A 16,212-nucleotide genomic window follows, 5' to 3' on the forward strand; every position below is an offset into this window, starting at 1 on the left:
GTACGGGATCAACACCTCCTCCGGGCGTGGGGTCGGTCACTCGGGTCAAAAGTAAGGGGGCTGGCCGAGTCTGTAAAATGCCTGTTGGTTCTAACCTAAGTATTAAAAAAACGAATTATTAATCTGTTTGTTTATTATTAATATGCATTTAAAAGGCGCCGCTACAAGCTCAACCGAATCTGCGCACACAACCTGCCGCCCGTGCCACCTGTGCCGCGATTGCGTGAGCTTTCCACTCGATAAAACGGCTGCATGACCTGCACCCATTTGTCCTCGGCACTCCTGGGGCCGCGGTCTAGCCAGCGCTGCTGGCTGTGCCTGGTGCCCTTTATATTGCAGTGTATCTGGCGATAACGAGATACGCAGCGAAGCAAAAAAACCGACAGGCCAGGGTCCGGCGTCGTTCACCGGCGAGCCTAAGCTAATGCTAAAAAGGTATTTATTAAGGCTTTTTAAGATCGTTTAGCTTGGTCGCTCCAGCCCCAGACGCTTATGGAGTGAGCCGCCCATGCTGCAATCAATCACCACCTTGCCGCTGCTGGACCTGTCGCAGCTCGACGGCAGCCCGCAGCAGCGTGGTGAATTCCTCGATGAGTTGCGATCCGCCGCGCGGCATATCGGCTTTTTCTACCTCACCGGCCACGGTATCGATCCCGTGCTGCTGGCCCAGGTGCAGCAGCAAGCCCGCGCTTTTTTTGCCTTGCCTGAGGCCGACAAACTCGCCGTCGGTATGCTCAACTCTCCACACTTTCGGGGCTACAACCGCGCGGCTTCGGAGATCACCCGCGGCGAGCCGGACCTGCGCGAGCAGTTCGACGTCGGTGCCGAGCGTGAGCCGTTGAATGTTGATCAATACCCGGCTGCCTGGGCGCGGTTGCAAGGCCCCAACCAATGGCCGGTGGCGTTGCCCGAACTCGAGCCGCGGGTGCTGGCCTGGCAGCAGGCGATGACGCAGATGTCGTTGCGCCTGCTGCGCGCCTTCGCCCAGGCGTTGTCGTTGCCCGAGAATGCGTTTGACGCGTTGTACGGCAGCCACCCCAACGAGCACATCAAGCTGATGCGCTACCCCGGCCGCCACGCGCAACAAAGCCGCCAAGGCGTAGGCGCACACAAGGATTCCGGGTTTCTGAGCTTCCTGCTGCAAGACCAACAGGCCGGTTTGCAGGTGGAAGTGGAGGAGGGCCGCTGGATCGATGCGTCGCCGCGCCCCGACACGCTGGTGGTGAACATCGGCGAGTTGCTCGAGCTGGCCAGCAACGGTTACTTGCGCGCCACCGTGCACCGCGTGGTCTCGCCGCCGGTGGGCAGCGAGCGCTTGTCCCTGGCGTTTTTCCTCGGCGCGCAACTGGATGCGGTGGTGCCGGTGTATCAGCTGGCGCCCCAATTGCTGCGCGATGCCCACGGGCCGACCAGCGACCCACGCAACCCGCTGCTGCGCGATGTCGGCTGGAATTACCTGAAAGGCCGTCTGCGTTCGCACCCGGATGTCGCCCAGCGGTTTTACGCCGACGCCACACTTCCCCACGCACTGTCCGCCTGATCAGGAGATCACCATGTTGAAAAAAACCGCACTTACCCTGGCGGCGTTGCTGGCTTCATTCAGTGTGTCGGCCGCCGATGTGTTGCGCGTCGCCGCCGACCCGATTCCCCATGCACAGATCCTCGAATACGTGCAGAAACTCGACCCGAACCTGAACCTGAAGATCATCGAAATCCCCAGCGGCGTGAACTCCAACGAGTTGCTCGCCCATGGTGATGTCGACGCCAATTACTTTCAGCACCTGCCGTTCCTCAACGCTCAGGAGCAGGCGCTCGGGCAGAAATTTGCCGTGGCCGCCACCGTGCACATCGAGCCGCTGGGCATCTACTCCCGCCGCCATATAAGCTTCGCCCAGGTGCCGGACCAGGGCACGGTGGCGGTGCCCAACAACGTCACTAACCTCAGCCGCGCGCTGTACCTGTTGCAAGCCAATGGCTTGATCAAACTCAAGCCGGGTTTCAATGACGCCTCCAAGGACCAAGCCACGCCCAAGGACATTGCCGAGAACCCCAAGCACCTGAAGATTCTGGAGATTGAATCGCCGCAAATTCCGCGTGCGCTGGATGATGTGGACCTAGCGGTGATCAATGGCAACTTCGCCCTGGAAGCCGGGTTGGTGCCGGCCAAGGATGCCTTGGGGTTGGGGAAAGCCGAGGGCAACCCGTACGCGAATATCCTGGTGACTACGCCGAAACTGGCGGATGACCCGCGTATCAAGCAGCTCGCCAAGGACCTGCGTTCGCCGCAAGTCGCCACGTTCATTACCGAGAAATATGCAGGCTCGGTGATTCCGGTGGCGGTCGAATGATCGTCGTCGAGGGCGTCAGCAAAACCTACGCCGATGGCCAGCCGGCGGCGCTGGATAATGTGTCGTTACAGATAAGCGACGGTTCGATCTTCGGCATCGTTGGCCGCAGCGGGGCGGGCAAAAGCACCTTGCTGCGCTGCCTCAACCTGCTGGAGCGGCCAACCTGCGGGCGCATCCTGCTGGATGGTCAGGACCTGACCCAACTGAGCGACAAACAACTGCGCCAGCAACGCCAGCGCATCGGCATGATCTTCCAGGGTTTCAACCTGCTGCATTCGCGCACTGTGGCGGATAACGTCGCGGTGCCGCTGGAAATCGCCAAGGTGCCCAAGACCGAACGGGCTGCGCGCGTGGCCGAATTGCTGGCATTGGTGGGCCTTAGCGAAAAAGCCCTGGCATTTCCTTCACAGCTCTCCGGTGGGCAGAAACAACGCGTGGGCATTGCCCGCGCACTGGCGGCGCGCCCGGCGTATCTGTTGTCGGATGAGGCCACCAGCGCCCTTGACCCGGAAACCACCGCGTCGATTCTTGAGTTGTTGCGCGACATCAATCGGCAACTGGGCGTGACCATCGTGCTGATCACCCACGAGCTGGAGGTGGTCAAGGCCATCTGCGACAGCGCGGTGTCCCTGGCCGATGGCCGCGTGTTGGAAAGCGGCACGCTGCTGCAGTTGCAAGCCGACCCGGCCTCGCGCCTGGGCCGCTCGTTAGCACCCAGCCTGCAAGTGGTGAGGGCAGTATGAAAACCGACTGGAATGAGGTGGTGCAACTGCTGCTCAACGCCACCGGCGAAACCCTGTACATGGTGTTGCTGGCGGGGTTGTTCACGCTGTTGATTGGCCTGCCGCTGGGCGTGGTGCTGTTTATCAGCCGACGCGGCGGCCTGTTGCCTTTGCCACGGCTCAACCGGGCATTGGGCGGGGTGATCAACCTGGGGCGTTCATTGCCGTTTGTGGTGATGCTGATCGCGTTGATTCCGTTGACGCGTTTGATCGTAGGTACGACGTTGGGCAGCACGGCGGCCGTGGTGCCGATCACCATTGGTGCCTTTCCGTTTTTTGCGCGCATCGTTGAAAACGCGCTGGACGAAGTGGACAAGGGCCGCATCGAGGCCATCGTGGCCATGGGCGGTGATATTCGCCATGTGATTCTCAAGGTGCTGCTGCCCGAAGCCTTGCCCGCGCTGGTGGCGGGGGTGACGCTGACGTTGGTGATGCTGATCGGCTTTTCCTCTATGGCCGGCGTGATTGGCGGCGGTGGGCTGGGGGATTTGGCGATCCGCTATGGCTACCAGCGGTTCAACAACCAGATCATGGTGGTCACGGTCATCGTCTTGGTGCTGCTGGTGCAAGGCGTGCAAAGCCTGGGGGATCGTTGCGTGAGATCGCTGGCGCATCGCCGATAAACGGTTATGTACTAATGAATTTTTAATGTTCCTAGTTATATGCGCGGCCGGGTAAAGTCACCTTCACTTCTTTTATCTCGCCGCCGGGCTCAGTGCGATGCACGCCAGCGCCAATAAACGCGCATACCCCCAACAGGAGGTGATGCGCGAGCAGTTGCTGAGGTTGTTCAAGGTGCTGGGGAACACCTTGCTGTACGATATCGAAGACTTGATCGTGCGCGAGGCGTTTGCGGTTTGTGGTTTCAACCCGCTACGCACGGCGGATTTGTTGGGGATCACCCGCAACGCCATGCGCACCTTGCTGCTCAATCACGGCATGCTCAAGGGGCGCGCACGGCCTTGAGCAGCAGCGCCTCGAACACCCGCTGCGCCCGTGGCTCATCACTGTGGGCCACGTTAAAACGCATCGAATTGAGGTGCGCCGGGTCGTAGCCGAACAGCGCGCCCGGCGCCAGCACCATGCTGCGCTTCAACGCCTCCTGGGCCAACAGCTCGCCGTTTACGCCCGGCGGCAGGCGTGCCCAGATAAACATCCCGCCTTCATAGGCCATCGGCAGTTCGCAGCCGCAGCGCTTGAGCCATTGCTCGACGCGCCCGCCGGCCTCCATCAACCGTTGCACCATGCGCTTGCGGTGTTTGGCGTAACTGCCTTCGCTGAGCATGCGGTAGACGATCTGCTCGAACAGCTCGGAGGTCACGCCGCCGCTCATCAATTTCATGTTGGTCAGGTTCGCCGCCAGTTGCGGCGCGGCCACCACGTAGCTGACGCGGGTGTTGGCGCTGAGAATCTTGGAGAAGCCCGACAGGTAGGTGACCTGGCCCAGGCCGGCGAGGGCGGCCAGGCGCGGTGGCGGGTTGGGGTGCAGGTCGGCGTAGAGGTCATCCTCGACGATATGGCAGTGGTATTGCTGGGTCAGTTGCAGCAGGCGAAACGCCTGGCTGGGGCTGAAGGAATGGCCGGTGGGGTTATGCAGCACGCTGGTGGTCAGGTACAGACTGGGGCGGTGCTCGGCCAGCAGTTGTTCCAGTGCGGTGAAGTCAAAGCCGTCGGGGCGCCGCTGGATGGTCACCACCTTGACCCCGTGCAAGGCCAGGTTGGCGTGGAAGTTGAAGTAGCACGGCGCGTCCAGCAGCACCGTATCGCCGGGGCGCGCGAGCAGGCGCATGAGCATGTCCAGGCCCTGCACGGTGTTCGGCGTAGTGATGATTTGTTCCACCGGCACCGACAGGCCTTCGGCGTGCAGCTTGTGTTGCAGGGCTTGGCGTAACGGCAACAGCCCGGCCGGCGTGCCGAGCGCGGCGATGCGCAACGACGGCGCACGCACCACGCTGCGCATCGTCTGGCGGATGGCTTCGTTGTTCAGCCAGTCTTCCGGCAAATGACCACTGCCAGGGCGCAATTCGCCGCTGGCGGTCACCAAGGGGCGACGCAACACGCTGAGCAAGTCTTGGGGCAATAGATCGACCCAACTCGCTTGAGCTGGGCGCAGCGTGTCCATCGCCACAAAATAGCCACGGCCTTGGCTTGACGTCAGCAAATTGCGCCCGCGCAAGCGATCCAGCGCCTCGTTGAGGGTGAACTTGCTGACGCCCAGCACCTGGGTCAGCTCACGCACCGAAGGTAACTTGCTGCCGGGCGCCCATTCTCCCTGCTCGATGGCCTGGCTAAACGCCTCGACGATCTGCTGGACCTTGGGCGTGCCCTGCACAAAGGCGATGGCGGATATAAACATAAACCTTCCTGGTCTTTGCTGGTTATTTTACCGGTGAAGTAAGGCCGGATTAGGCCCCACTTTACCTGATCTAAGCAAGGCTGCCTCACTAGACTGAGCGTCTTCATCCAAAGGAAGCCGTCGATGGAAAGCGAACTCAGCCAGTTGACCACAGCGTTCTGTACAGGGCTGGCCCAGCAGAAATACATGGGCGCCGAAAAAGGCCTGCAAACCGCCGTTGAGGCGGGCTGCACGCACTGGTACATCGACGCCAGCCTGTATGGCGAAATGGTTGAGGACTGGACCGAAACGCGCATTGCCGGCCTGCAGGGGCAGATTGCGAAAACCGGCGTCAAGCCGATTTTCCATAGCAACTTCAAGGCGCCGCTGGGCAGTGACGTCGAAGCTTTCCGGACGGCGGCCGTGCAATACGTGAAAAGAGAAATCGAGATTGCCAGCCGTCTGGGCGCGCCATTGATCATCCACGGCGGTTGCATCGTCGAGCCGAAAATAGCGCCGATGGCCAAGCAGGTGGTCCTTGAACGCTACCTCAAGTCGGTGCAGGAACTGGCGCTGTATGCCGAGGCCAGAGGCACGGATATCTACCTGGAAAGCCTGTCCAGTTATGTCAATTACCGGATATTCACCCACGAGGCGCAATACGCGTGGGTGTTAGAGCACCTGCAACCACACGCCAATGTGTACTTCTGCCTCAATGCCGGCCACGCCATCATCGAACGTGGCCTGCCGGCGGCGGTGTTGCGCAAGTACCCCCATCTGATCAAAGGCATCGCCTTTCGCAATAACAGTGGCGCACAAGACCCGTACTTGCAGGAGCACGACGATAGTTGCGACTACGCCGACGTGGTGCAGGCCATCGTCGAGACTCACTGGCAAGGCCTGGTGACCTTTGAAACCCGCACCCAGACCGCCAAGGCCGCCCTGGCTGACCTGGCGCTGATGTATCGCCAGGCCCTGACGCGCGAAATAGCGGTTGGCTGATGGGCCCATGGTCAGCGCTCGCATCATGCGTTGCGTTGTTGTTTCTATCACCTCAAGGTCTCGGCCCATGACAAGTGCGTTAACGCTTTCTTCGTTTCTCTACTTTCTGCTGTTTTGCGCCACCATGACCTTCAGTCCAGGCCCGATGACCCTGCTGCTGTTGAGCCTGGGTGTGAAAGACGGCTTACGCAGCTCGATCCCGGCGCAGATCGGCGCCAGTGTGTCGTACCTGATTTCGATCCTGATCTTTGCCGTAGGCTTCTCGGAGTTGATCAAGGGCAACCTCGCCATCACCCAGACCCTCCAGTTGGTCGGTGTGGCCTACATCCTTTACCTGGCTTACAAGCAGTGGACCAGCAGCGGCGTGTCGATCAACCAGACCGGTGCGGTGGAAGGCTCACGCAGCCTGTTCGGTAAAGGTTTGCTGACCGGGTTTTCCAACCCCAAGACCATCATCATGTTCAGCGCCGTATTCCCGCAGTTTGCAGGGGCGGGGGAGCACAGCTCAGCAGCGGATATCGCCATCCTCGGGCTGACCTTTCTGACGCTGCAATTTGCCAGCGGTTGCCTGTACTGCTATTTCGGCCAGCGCATCAAGCATGTGCTGGAAAACCCCAAGCGCCGGGTACTGTTGCAACGGGTCACAGCGGTGTTGTTGCTGGGTGTGGCGTTGATGTTGGCGCGAGGGTTTTCCCACTGAAGTATTAGCCTATAAGCGGTAGTGGCGATTTGACGTTGCCCTGATAGACTCCAGGCATTCATCCAGGATCACACCAAACCATGTCAGCCGCCGGAGGAAATGGACTTCCGCTCGCTTCACGGTTGTACAAGTCGCGCGCCTTGGGGATGTCGCTGGGTTTTGTGTGCGTGGTGTTTGGCATGTACCCCTTGCAGCCGCCACTGTGGGTGTGGGCCTGGATGCTGATCAACGCCTTCGTCTGGCCGCACTTGGCCTATCAATGGTCGCGCCGCGCGAGCAATTCCCTGCGCAGCGAACGGCGTAACCTGATGTTCGATTCCTTTTGCGGTGGCTTCTGGGTCGGCGCCATGTATTTCAACCCGTTGCCCAGTGTCACCACGCTGTCGATGATGACCATGAACAACGTCGCCATCGGCGGGCCACGCTTTATGTTGGCGGGCTGGGTGGCGCAGGCATTGGGCATCGGTGTGTCGTTACTGGTGTTCTCCCCAGCGTTTATCGCCGTGACCACGCAAACCCAGCTTTACGCCTGTTTGCCGATTCTGATGGTGTACCCCTTGGCGTTGGGCTGGATCTGCTATCGCCAGGCCGTGACCCTGGCTCGACACAAACGCGAGTTACTGGCCCTGAGCCGCACCGACAGCCTGTCCGGCCTGCTCAACCACGGCGCCTGGAAGGACCAACTGGAAATCGAATTCCAACGCTGCCGCCGTGAGCAGGTGGGCGCCGCCATTGCGCTGATCGACATCGACCATTTCAAGACCATCAATGACACTTATGGCCATGTAACCGGCGATATCGTGCTGCGCCAACTGAGCAAAATACTGCGCCAGAACCTGCGCGTCACCGACCTCGCCGGGCGCTATGGTGGCGATGAGTTCTGCGTGATCCTGCCGGGCATGCCGTTGCACCGCGCCACCGAAGTGATGGAAGCCTTGCGCGATCGCTTCAACGCCTTGGCCTATGCCCAGGACCCGACGCTGCGCGCCAGCTTGAGCATTGGCCTGGCGCCCTATCAACCTGCGCACGCCGATTCCACCAGTTGGCTCAACGACGCCGACCAAGCGTTGTACGAGGCTAAGAGCAGCGGGCGTAACCGCGTGAGTTCGGTGCAGGGGAGTTGGTTGCGGTCGGTCTAGTGGGGTAGGGTGTCGCAGCGCCCCCCAACAAAAAACAAGGATCGGCCCATGCTCTTCACCTTCTCCCGTACCCTCCTGGCCGCGACCCTGGCCTTGTCCTTCGCCGTGCCGGCCTACAGCGCCGAACCCCACAAACAGATCCAGGCCGATTCCGAACAGTACAAGGCCGAGGCCCTGAAACTGCTTGAGCGCCTGGTGAATATCGACTCGGGCTCCGGCTACGAGCCCGGCCTGACCCAAGTGCGCGACATCGCCGTGGATGAATTGAAGCAGCTGGGTTTCAGCATCGAACGGGTGCCGGACAAAGCGGCCAACAACAGCCATGTGATCGCCACTCTCAAAGGCACCGGCAAAGCCAAGATCCTGCTGATGGCCCACATGGACACCGTGTTCAAGGAAGGCTCGGCCGCCGCCCGCCCGTTCCACATCAAGGACGGCCGCGCTTACGGCCCCGGCGTGATGGATGACAAGGGCGGCATCGTTGCCGGCATCTACGCGCTCAAAGTTCTGAAAAACCAAGGCTTCAAGGACTACGCGCAAATCACCTTCCTGCTCGACGCCAGCGAAGAAACCGGCTCCGAAGCCGCCTCCGAGCTGATCCGCAACACCGCCAAGGCGAACGACGTCACCTTGAACCTCGAACCCGGCCGCCCAGCCGATGGCCTAGTGGTCTGGCGCAAAGGCAGCGCCACCGCCGTGGTCGAAGTCAAAGGCAAAGCCGCCCACGCCGGCGTCGCCCCGGAACTGGGCCGCAACGCCGCCATGGAAGCGGCGCACCAGATCCTGCAACTGGGCAAACTCGGTGATGAAGAGAAGAAAACCACCATTAACTTTACCGTGATCAATGCCGGCGACCGTAAAAACGTCATCCCCGACCAAGCGACGGCCATGGCCGATGTACGCGCGGCGTTGCCGGAAGAGTTCGATCGGATCGAGAAAGACCTGGCACGCGTCTCGGCCAACAAGTTGATCCCGGACACTGAAGTGAAGACCAGTTTGCGCAGGGGGTTACCGCCGATGCCGCAGACGCCGGAGTCGGATAAGTTGGTCGCGATTGCCCAGGGAATCTATGGGGAGCTGGGGCGTACGTTGACCATTGAAGGCAGCGGCGGGGCCGCGGATGCGAGCTTGTCGGCTGGGGTAGGGACGCCGACATTGGATGGGTTTGGGATTGTCGGGGGGAATATTCATACCCCAGAGGAGTATGCGGAAGTGGAGAGTGTGGCGCCGCGGATTTACCTGCTTAGCCGGATGATAATGGAGCTTTCGAAGCGGTGATTGGGTCGTAGGGTTCGCCCATTCTCTAAGGGTGAACCTTGATCCCATGGTGAGCAGGCTCGTTGTGGCGAGCAGGCTTGCCCTGCGTTGGGCTGCGCAGCAGCCCCAAAACTGGCGAGGCGGGTTTGGCTGTTTAAACGCTGTCGTTCTTAATGGGGCTGCTGCGCAGCCCAACGCGAGCAAGCTCGCTCGCCACAGGGTTGGGGGATGTCAGTGAGATAAATGATGCTCTTACCATGTGGATGGGTCTTCGAGGCTGGCTTTTTGGAGGTCGTCTTTCCAGACCTCGTTGGCTAATCGGTAGATGTCGGCAAAGAAGCCTCGGGGGTCCGCTATTTCTGTTTCATCCCAGGCCATCGTTATGTGCTCGTCGTAATCACTTTCAAACTCTTTTGCGAAATCAAAACCGGGCGAATCTAGCGCATCCTTGAGTATAGACATCAGCACAGAACGATGTCGGTAAGACAGATACATAAGGTCTTTCAAAACAAAAAGAATGATGATTGTTTCTCTGTCTTTTTCATTGTTAGGGTCGTATTTCCACAGTGCTTCGCCAGCGGTGTCTTCAAGGTCGTATATCGATAAGGCCCCCAATATGTGAGAGATGTTGGGGAGGTACGGCATATCCATGAAAGGCGATTTCAACATTGGCTACTCACTTAGGAAACGCTGTAAATGGTCGTGTTGGGTTGTTTTTATCAAATCTAATTTCAGCGCTGTCCATACTTTCAATGTACTTTGGATTTCTTGGGTCTTTGCTGTTAGGTTTGTAACCTCGCCCTGCGCCAAGCAGTTCAACTACGACCACGGGGTTCCCCGTCTTATCGAAACCTGTAGGAACGGGGGAATTGCTTTGCATTTTACCCAAGGCCTTGTTTATAGCGTGGAGCTGCATTTTCCAGGATTTAAATTGAGAACTTGAGCTGATCGGTCCTTTTGTGCCTGTGGTCGGATTTGTACCGTCTATAGAACGTTGCTTCAAGGCTTCGTCCGGTATCTCAGGCCCATGCTTTTCAGTCGCATGCATATCGTATTTTTGTTCCCAACCCAACACTTTTCGCTTTGCGTTTGACTCTGTTAGTTGATCTATTCTTGCCTGCCGCTCAGTTTTTGGCTGATGAGGTAGGGCGGGCGTTCCGTCATTAACTTTAGGTTTGGGTTCTGCAGTAGCGTTAGGCTTGCATCCGTCGCCACCAGGACAGGTATTTAGGCCTAGCGGATCTATCCACCCCGTAGGGTTGGGTACGTACTGGTACGCGTTGATCCCACCGGCCAGCTTCACTGGATCAGGCGTCAGGTAGCGACCAATATCTGGATTGTAGTAGCGATGGCGGTTGTAGTGCAGCCCGCTTTCCGGGTCGAAGTATTGGCCTTGGAAGCGCAGCGGGTTGTCGATTTTATTGACATCTAGGCGAGCAATTTCACCGTAGGCGCGGTAATGCGCGGACCAGACGATTTCGCCGTCAGGTGCCGTGAGTTCTTGCGGGGTGCCAAGGTGGTCGAGTTGGTAGTGGAAGGGCTGGGTATCTTTCGGGCCGAAGCCTGCCAGCAGTGCCAGCGGACGGAAGCTGTCCGGTTCGTAGAGGTAACTGCGATGGCGATCTGCGTGATGTTCCGCAATCAGCTTGTCGCCTTGCCAGAAAAACTCTGTGGTTATGCCGTCAACAGTTTTGCTGATACGCCGACCAAACGGGTCGTAGCGGTAGCTGGCGGTTTGGCCCTTAGGTTGAGTGATACCAATCAGCCGGTGTTGGCAGTCGTAGCGGTACTCGGTGACGAGTTTGTGGCCCTTACCGCGCCTTTGGCGGATGAGGTTGCCAAAGGCGTCATAGTCGTAATGATGATCGCCCTGGATCATCAACCGATTCCCCGCCACGATGTCCGGGCCGGGGCGGTCTTGCATTAGCAAGTTGCCCGCCGGGTCATGGCCGAAGCGTTCCTGCACGTCTTGCGAGTGGTCGGCCCGAGTCAGGCGGGCGAGCGGGTCGTAGTGGTAGTGGTGTTCTCCTTTGCGCGTATCTAGCAGGCGGGTCAGGTTGCCGGTTTTGTCGTAGTCGTAGTGGCGACGGTAGAGGTCATGGTTTTCTTGAGTCACCGCGTGGGCGTGCAGGCGGTTTTGCTCGTCGTAGTGGTAGTGGCTGAGGAGCTGGCCTTGTTGGCGTTGATGCTCGCGGCCGGTTTTGAACAGGTGTGAGGTGAGGGTTTTGCCATTCAGCTCGACGGTGGCGAGGTGGCCGCCTTTGTCGTGGTTGAAGGTGAGACGATTGTTGTCCGGCAGGCGCAGGTTTTTCAGCTGGCCGCAGGCGTCGTAGGCGTAGCGCAAGGTGCCCCAGCCTTGGTGTTCGGCGGTGAGGCGGCTTTGGGCGTCGTATTCGTAGGCTAGCGCCCAGTGGCCGTCGTCGACGCTGAGGAGGTTGCCCTGGCGGTCGTAGGCATAGTCAACAACACAGCCGTCGGGCAGGGTTTTTCGTACGAGGCGGCCGGCAGGGTCTCGCTCGTAACGGGTAAGAAGCTGACTGCCATCGTCGCCGTGTTCGGTCTTTTCCAGCAGGTTGCCGTTGAGGTCGTAGACGTAGGCCGTGCGCTGGCCGTCAAAGCCGATTTCTTGCTGGATCAGCCCGTTGAGGTGGTAATCAAGCTGGTAGGTTTCGCCAACTTCATTTTCGATCTCTGTCAGCAGCAACCGGGCGTTGTCGTAGCGGTATTTGACCTGGGTGCCGTCAGAATTAATGCGCCGGCTTATCAGGTGCAGGCCGTCGGCGTATTCGTAGCGGGTGACGTGGCCGAGTTCATCGCGTTCGGCGGTGATTTTTCCGTAGGGGTTGTAGCTGTATTCCCGCGTGGCGCCGCCTGGAAGTAGGACGCGAATCAACCGACCTACACCGTCCCGTTGATACTGGGTCAGGGCGCCATGTTCGTCCTCAAGTGCCGTCTGTCGCCCAAGATCGTCATAGCGATACCGCTTGATACCGCCATTCGGCAGTTGTTCTTCAACGAGCTGCCCACGCTCATTCCAAACCAGCCGGTGACAACCGTTATCTGGGTACCAAACCCCAATCAGTTGCCCGTGTTTGTTGTACGTGTAGTCCGTAACGTGGCCGTCAGGATCCGTCTTACGCGTAACGTCGCCCTGGTCATTACGCTCATATTTCCAAACCGCCTCACCACGCCGTACGACCCGTACGAACCCGTTGTCATGCTCGTAGGAAGTCGGCTCATCCTCCCCCGGAAACAGCGCCACCAAACGCCCGGCTTCGTCGTACTGATACGCCGTCACCGCCCCCAGCGGGTCTTGCTCAACCGTCAGTCGCCCCTTGGCGTCGTAGGATTTGAAATGTTCAGCGCCGTCCGGATCAATGCGCTGCACCAGCCGCGCCCGCTGGTCATGGACATAAACTTCCTGGCTACCATCCGCGTTGTGAACCGTAACCTTGCCGCCGTCTTCCCACACATACCGCGTGTCCATCTGCGAAAAGCTGGCCCAATGCCGGACACACCGCGCCGCTTTACCAGCCCGTTCCCACTCCCAAAAGAAACTCGCCCCACCGGCCAACTGCCGCTCAAGAATGACGTGCTGATCGTCGTACCGATAAACCTCGCTTTCACCTACGGCATTGGTCGCTGAAACCAGTCGTCCAGCCTCGTCATAGGCGTAGGAAACAAGATTCTGCTCAGTCACCCATACGTAGGGTTCATAGCCTTTGGCGCGATGAACCTGATAGTCCACCGCCACGATGCGACCCAGCTCATAGCGAAAGAACAACGAGCGCCCCGCACCGTTATCCAGCCGCTCAATCCGACCGGAACGATCACGAGCAATACGCAGCCGGTTGTCATACGCATCGCTGATCGCCGTCAGCACACCGTCGCGAAAGTGATAAAACCGTGACGCCTGAGCCAGCACCAATTCATCAGGCAGCGACCCCAAGTAAATCGCCGCTTCCGCCAAGCTGTTGGTGATCGCCGGCCGTGAGGCGGTAGGCAACGGAAACTCAGTACTGCGGTTCTCATGATCCGTCCAAACCACCGAATCCCCCGCAACCACCAACCGCTGCGCCAGCGAGTGACTCCAGCCAAACCCCAACCCACAATCCACTTCCACCGCACTGGTGCGGTACAACCGCGTCCACTCAAACGGCAAAATCCCATCCAACGCGCCATCGGTAAGGGTCAGCAACTCCTCCCCAGTCACCATCGACACCGGGCAGCCATTGGTGGCCGTTTTATCCGCAGGCGCCGCCGCATCTCCCTGCGGATTCTTCGCAGCGACAGGCACATCATCGACATGTTCCTGGCGCACCAACGCCGTCTTCTGCGTCTTGCTGCGAACCGCTGGCACCGGGTTTGAGACCAACTGATCCCCTGCCTTCAACGGCACAACCGGCACCGTCTTGATCGGCGTCGCCGCACTGCCCACCAGCAACGGCTTCACCACCTCGGCATGCGGCTCCAACCTGGGCATCACCAGCTTTTTAGCCAGCAACTCCAACAAATCCCGCGTCCGTCCAGACTTGATATGCCCAAGCACCTGCGTACCCAGGCGCACCGCCACACTCATTCCCGCCGTTGCCCAAATCAGCAGCAGGTTGATCAATACCTCGCCAGTGATCTCCCCCATCAACTCATTCATTTCTGGCGGCGGCAGCATGCGCATCCAGCTGACCATCGCCGACACATAAATGAACAGCAGTGGCTCATCGCTAAGCACCAGCAGGCCGTTGGCGATCGCGTCGTTGCCGAGCTTCAGCAGCTCATCAAGTTCGGTTTGGGAGATGTAGTGCAGCAACTTCTCGCTGTTGGGCTTGATGTCCGCCAACAGGTCATACAACTGCGTGATGTTGTCCCACAGCCCGTAAAACGCTTTGCCCATGCCACTGAGAAACGCCGCTTCCAGCATCCTGCGCCGGTCCAGCGGGGTAGCGTCCGTATAGTTTTTCCACTGCGCCTTAAACGTGCTGTTCCATTCGTCGCGCAGGCGCGCTTCCAGCTCCGCGATCACCGACTGATAAGACGCATACAGCGCCTTGACGTGATCCTTGGAAACGTTGGGGTAGAAACTGATTCGGTACTGCTGGTTGCGATCACACTCGGTGATTTCGAGAATGCCGCTGGGGCCGATGGTCTTGTGGATCGGCTCGCCCAATGGCCCGCCGTTGGGGTCGATGCGTTGCAGTATCACCGGCGTGTCACCGATGGGCACAAACCGCGCGCTCTGGAACATGTGCACCAGGGTCAATGTGCCGTTGGCCTGGCAGGTGGCGACGGTGCTGCTGGGAAAAATGGAGCGGTTGATGGGCGCGACCAGCGCCACTTCATTGCCAACCTTGAACACCTGTTCGACATCCAGCGCCGAAAAGCTCCAGAAGCTCGAAGCCCAGTCGTCAAAGGTGTTCAGGCAGTTGCGAAAGTCACGCAAGACGCCTTCAACGTCCGGCGCTTTGGCATCCATGGGCGTCAGGGCCAGCCGGCCAATGGCCGGGTTCAAACGACAGCCCCTTGAACAGGGGTTTCAACACCAAAAACCATCTGCAATCCCTCGCACTGTGTGATCAGGCGAAGGACTTTGCAGAGGTTTTCAGGCGGTATCTGTAGAGCTTATCCGGTAGTTACGTGGGATGTTTCAGTAGTCTGTGTCCTCTCCCGGCCATGCACCAAACTGCACAGCACCGGCAGGAGCAACAGCGTCAACATCGCACCGCCAGCCCCCCGCCTAGTTGTGCGGCAGGTGAGCACCGAGGGCGACGATGGGCACGCGGGTTTGTGGCGTCTGGCCGTTGCCTTGCAGGCGCACGGTGATGGTCGAGCCGAGGGCGAAACGGGTGACGGCGCCGTGCAACACGTAGCGCGCGCGGTAGGTGCGGGTGGCCGGGTCGGCGCTGGCGGACAGCTCGCGCAGGGTGGCGGTCACGGCCTGCTCGGGCGCGCCGGAGGGGAACGCCAGGGCTTTTTGCGAGGCGTGGTCGCGCTGGTTTTCCGGTAGGTTGACGATGGCTTCGCGGGCGCCGTCATGGGCCAGGCGCGCGACGATTTGCCCTTCGGCGACGACCTGGCCGCGATCCACGCGCACGTCGGTGATGATGCCGTCGCCATCGGCCTTGAGCACCGAGTAGGTGCGGTGGTTTTCGCTCTGGCTGGCGTCGGATTGTGCTGAAGCCAGCTCGGCTTCGGCCACGCGCAGGTTGTTCGCCGACTGATCGAAAACCTGCCGCGACACCGCGCCCGTGCTGGCCAGGCGCTGGTAGCGGTTTTCATCATCACGGCGCTGGCGCAATTGTGCCTGGGCTGCGTTTACGCGGTTCTTGGCCAGTTCGACGTCGCCGATGTCCAGCACCAGCAGGGTGTCGCCTCGGGACACGTGCTGGCCGGGGTCGACCTTGCGTTCGATGACCTTGCCACTGACCCGAAAGCCCAGGTCACTTTCCGTACGCGCAGCCACCACGCCGGTATAGGTGCTTGGCGGGGTGCGGACCGCTTCGACTTTCGCGACGAGCGCTGGGCGGGGCAGCGGCATGTCGGCGGCGCTGTCGGCCTCGCTGTTGCAGCCGCTGAGGACGACCAACATGACCAGGAGCGTGAGAATACGCAGGGGAAGAGGGTTCATGACGGGCTCCGGGGGTAATCAGCTATA

General features: G+C 59.8%; 12 protein-coding genes and 1 pseudogene. 9 read left to right on the plus strand and 4 right to left on the minus strand.

Annotated elements, in window-relative coordinates:
- Nucleotides 1-508: 508 nt before the first annotated feature.
- The 5 genes from K0P33_RS13100 to K0P33_RS13120 all read left to right on the plus strand — a co-directional run bounded on the left by K0P33_RS13100 (nucleotide 509) and on the right by K0P33_RS13120 (nucleotide 4,096).
- Nucleotides 509-1,540, plus strand: a complete 1,032-nt coding sequence (locus tag K0P33_RS13100) for an isopenicillin N synthase family oxygenase (protein WP_242155586.1) — start codon at nucleotides 509-511, stop codon at nucleotides 1,538-1,540.
- Nucleotides 1,541-1,553: 13 nt separating this feature from the next.
- Nucleotides 1,554-2,348 (plus strand): MetQ/NlpA family ABC transporter substrate-binding protein, encoded by a 795-nt coding sequence (locus K0P33_RS13105; RefSeq protein WP_242155587.1) that lies wholly within the window; start codon nucleotides 1,554-1,556, stop codon nucleotides 2,346-2,348.
- Complete coding sequence (locus K0P33_RS13110; RefSeq protein WP_242155588.1) at nucleotides 2,345-3,091, plus strand: ATP-binding cassette domain-containing protein; 747 nt, start codon at nucleotides 2,345-2,347, stop codon at nucleotides 3,089-3,091. Before K0P33_RS13105 ends, K0P33_RS13110 begins: the two co-directional genes overlap by 4 nt.
- Entirely contained in the window at nucleotides 3,088-3,753 is a 666-nt protein-coding gene (locus K0P33_RS13115; RefSeq protein ID WP_242155590.1) for a methionine ABC transporter permease, read from the plus strand. Before K0P33_RS13110 ends, K0P33_RS13115 begins: the two co-directional genes overlap by 4 nt.
- Before the next feature lie 97 nt (nucleotides 3,754-3,850).
- Nucleotides 3,851-4,096: a hypothetical protein gene (locus tag K0P33_RS13120; RefSeq protein WP_242155592.1), complete on the plus strand. Its 246-nt coding sequence runs from the start codon at nucleotides 3,851-3,853 to the stop codon at nucleotides 4,094-4,096.
- On the opposite strand, the gene K0P33_RS13125 is transcribed toward K0P33_RS13120, so the two are convergent.
- Nucleotides 4,074-5,486, minus strand: coding sequence for a PLP-dependent aminotransferase family protein (locus tag K0P33_RS13125; protein WP_242155594.1), 1,413 nt, complete (start codon nucleotides 5,484-5,486; stop codon nucleotides 4,074-4,076). The genes K0P33_RS13120 and K0P33_RS13125 overlap by 23 nt on opposite strands.
- A gap of 123 nt (nucleotides 5,487-5,609) precedes the next feature.
- On the opposite strand from K0P33_RS13125, the gene K0P33_RS13130 reads away from it, so the two are divergent.
- The 4 genes from K0P33_RS13130 to K0P33_RS13145 all read left to right on the plus strand — a co-directional run bounded on the left by K0P33_RS13130 (nucleotide 5,610) and on the right by K0P33_RS13145 (nucleotide 9,584).
- Nucleotides 5,610-6,467 (plus strand): TIM barrel protein, encoded by an 858-nt coding sequence (locus K0P33_RS13130; RefSeq protein ID WP_242155596.1) that lies wholly within the window; start codon nucleotides 5,610-5,612, stop codon nucleotides 6,465-6,467.
- Nucleotides 6,468-6,534: 67 nt separating this feature from the next.
- The gene (locus K0P33_RS13135) at nucleotides 6,535-7,167 is read left to right on the plus strand and encodes a LysE family translocator (RefSeq protein WP_242155598.1); all 633 of its coding nucleotides are present in this window, start codon (nucleotides 6,535-6,537) and stop codon (nucleotides 7,165-7,167) included.
- An 80-nt stretch (nucleotides 7,168-7,247) separates the two neighbouring features.
- Complete coding sequence (locus tag K0P33_RS13140; RefSeq protein ID WP_242155600.1) at nucleotides 7,248-8,306, plus strand: diguanylate cyclase; 1,059 nt, start codon at nucleotides 7,248-7,250, stop codon at nucleotides 8,304-8,306.
- Between the two features lie 48 nt (nucleotides 8,307-8,354).
- The gene (locus K0P33_RS13145) at nucleotides 8,355-9,584 is read left to right on the plus strand and encodes a M20/M25/M40 family metallo-hydrolase (protein ID WP_242155602.1); all 1,230 of its coding nucleotides are present in this window, start codon (nucleotides 8,355-8,357) and stop codon (nucleotides 9,582-9,584) included.
- A 231-nt stretch (nucleotides 9,585-9,815) separates the two neighbouring features.
- On the opposite strand, the gene K0P33_RS13150 is transcribed toward K0P33_RS13145, so the two are convergent.
- The 3 genes and pseudogenes from K0P33_RS13150 to K0P33_RS13160 all read right to left on the minus strand — a co-directional run.
- The gene (locus tag K0P33_RS13150) at nucleotides 9,816-10,214 is read right to left on the minus strand and encodes a hypothetical protein (protein ID WP_347341854.1); all 399 of its coding nucleotides are present in this window, start codon (nucleotides 10,212-10,214) and stop codon (nucleotides 9,816-9,818) included.
- A gap of 25 nt (nucleotides 10,215-10,239) precedes the next feature.
- Nucleotides 10,240-15,033, minus strand: coding sequence for an RHS repeat-associated core domain-containing protein (locus K0P33_RS13155; protein ID WP_242156038.1), 4,794 nt, complete (start codon nucleotides 15,031-15,033; stop codon nucleotides 10,240-10,242).
- Between the two features lie 285 nt (nucleotides 15,034-15,318).
- Nucleotides 15,319-16,185: pseudogene (locus K0P33_RS13160) on the minus strand (efflux RND transporter periplasmic adaptor subunit); the annotation flags it as partial.
- Between the last annotated feature and the right edge of the window lie 27 nt (nucleotides 16,186-16,212).

The sequence above is a fragment of the Pseudomonas sp. ArH3a genome (genome assembly GCF_022648765.1).
Lineage (GTDB): Bacteria > Pseudomonadota > Gammaproteobacteria > Pseudomonadales > Pseudomonadaceae > Aquipseudomonas.

Excerpts from the sequence above, each read along its gene's own strand:
- K0P33_RS13140 (WP_242155600.1), top strand. The coding sequence starts at position 7,248 with ATGTCAGCCGCCGGAGGAAATGGACTTCCGCTCGCTTCACGGTTGTAC.
- K0P33_RS13125 (WP_242155594.1), bottom strand. The coding sequence starts at position 5,486 with ATGTTTATATCCGCCATCGCCTTTGTGCAGGGCACGCCCAAGGTCCAG.
- K0P33_RS13130 (WP_242155596.1), top strand. The coding sequence starts at position 5,610 with ATGGAAAGCGAACTCAGCCAGTTGACCACAGCGTTCTGTACAGGGCTG.
- K0P33_RS13145 (WP_242155602.1), top strand. The coding sequence starts at position 8,355 with ATGCTCTTCACCTTCTCCCGTACCCTCCTGGCCGCGACCCTGGCCTTG.
- K0P33_RS13120 (WP_242155592.1), top strand. The coding sequence starts at position 3,851 with ATGCACGCCAGCGCCAATAAACGCGCATACCCCCAACAGGAGGTGATG.
- K0P33_RS13110 (WP_242155588.1), top strand. The coding sequence starts at position 2,345 with ATGATCGTCGTCGAGGGCGTCAGCAAAACCTACGCCGATGGCCAGCCG.
- K0P33_RS13150 (WP_347341854.1), bottom strand. The coding sequence starts at position 10,214 with ATGGATATGCCGTACCTCCCCAACATCTCTCACATATTGGGGGCCTTA.
- K0P33_RS13105 (WP_242155587.1), top strand. The coding sequence starts at position 1,554 with ATGTTGAAAAAAACCGCACTTACCCTGGCGGCGTTGCTGGCTTCATTC.
- K0P33_RS13155 (WP_242156038.1), bottom strand. The coding sequence starts at position 15,033 with ATGGATGCCAAAGCGCCGGACGTTGAAGGCGTCTTGCGTGACTTTCGC.
- K0P33_RS13135 (WP_242155598.1), top strand. The coding sequence starts at position 6,535 with ATGACAAGTGCGTTAACGCTTTCTTCGTTTCTCTACTTTCTGCTGTTT.
- K0P33_RS13115 (WP_242155590.1), top strand. The coding sequence starts at position 3,088 with ATGAAAACCGACTGGAATGAGGTGGTGCAACTGCTGCTCAACGCCACC.
- K0P33_RS13100 (WP_242155586.1), top strand. The coding sequence starts at position 509 with ATGCTGCAATCAATCACCACCTTGCCGCTGCTGGACCTGTCGCAGCTC.